At 49.4% G+C, this 1,325-nt stretch carries 2 rRNA genes; both read left to right on the top strand.

From position 1 onward, the window contains the following. Positions 1 to 1,009: ribosomal RNA gene (locus GG681_RS17600) — 23S ribosomal RNA — on the top strand; the annotation flags it as partial. 202 nt (positions 1,010 to 1,211) lie between these two features. Next, positions 1,212 to 1,325 (top strand): 5S ribosomal RNA (rrf, locus tag GG681_RS17595); the annotation flags it as partial.

Below are 1,325 nucleotides of genomic sequence, written 5' to 3'. Positions count from 1 at the left end.
GTAAACGGCGGCCGTAACTATAACGGTCCTAAGGTAGCGAAATTCCTTGTCGGGTAAGTTCCGACCTGCACGAATGGTGTAACCATGGCCACGCTGTCTCCACCCGAGACTCAGTGAAATTGAAATCGCAGTGAAGATGCTGTGTACCCGCGGCTAGACGGAAAGACCCCGTGAACCTTTACTACAGCTTGGCACTGAACATTGAACCTACATGTGTAGGATAGGTGGGAGACTTTGAAGCAGCGACGCTAGTTGTTGTGGAGTCGTCCTTGAAATACCACCCTTGTAGTTTTGATGTTCTAACGTTGGCCCCTGAATCGGGGTTACGGACAGTGCCTGGTGGGTAGTTTGACTGGGGCGGTCTCCTCCCAAAGAGTAACGGAGGAGCACGAAGGTTGGCTAAGTACGGTCGGACATCGTACGGTTAGTGTAATGGTAGAAGCCAGCTTAACTGCGAGACAGACACGTCGAGCAGGTACGAAAGTAGGTCATAGTGATCCGGTGGTTCTGAATGGAAGGGCCATCGCTCAACGGATAAAAGGTACTCCGGGGATAACAGGCTGATACCGCCCAAGAGTTCATATCGACGGCGGTGTTTGGCACCTCGATGTCGGCTCATCACATCCTGGGGCTGAAGTCGGTCCCAAGGGTATGGCTGTTCGCCATTTAAAGTGGTACGCGAGCTGGGTTTAGAACGTCGTGAGACAGTTCGGTCCCTATCTGCCGTGGGCGTTTGAGAATTGAGAGGGGTTGCTCCTAGTACGAGAGGACCGGAGTGAACGAACCGCTGGTGTTCGGGTTGTCATGCCAATGGCATTGCCCGGTAGCTACGTTCGGAACTGATAAGCGCTGAAAGCATCTAAGCGCGAAGCAGGCCTCGAGATGATTTCTCACTAGACTTTTAAAGTCTCTGAAGGGCCGTTGAAGACTACAACGTTGATAGGCAAGATGTGGAAGTGGTGTGAGCCATTAAGCTAACTTGTACTAATTACCCGTGAGGCTTAACCATACAACGCCAAACGCGTTTTGTGACAGAAACAAGCGACAGAAGTTAATAGCTAAAGTAGATAGATACTTAGACTTAAAAAATATTATCAGAATTTTCCAAATTTATGAGGTGACTCTTAGCGCGTAGCGTTAACATTGAGGCACCTTGCGCAAAGGAAATAGTAGCACTACGTGCTTATCATTACTCCTTTGCACCTAATTTGCTTGGTAACCATAGCGTTTTGGACCCACCTGACCCCATGCCGAACTCAGTAGTGAAACGAAACAGCGCCGATGATAGTGTAGCATTTGCTATGTGAAAGTAGGACATTGCCAGG

The organism is Tritonibacter aquimaris (assembly GCF_009617595.1).
Taxonomy (GTDB): domain Bacteria; phylum Pseudomonadota; class Alphaproteobacteria; order Rhodobacterales; family Rhodobacteraceae; genus Epibacterium; species Epibacterium aquimaris.
Note: the sequence above shows the minus strand (reverse complement) of the source record. Positions and strands in the feature narration are given on the sequence as shown.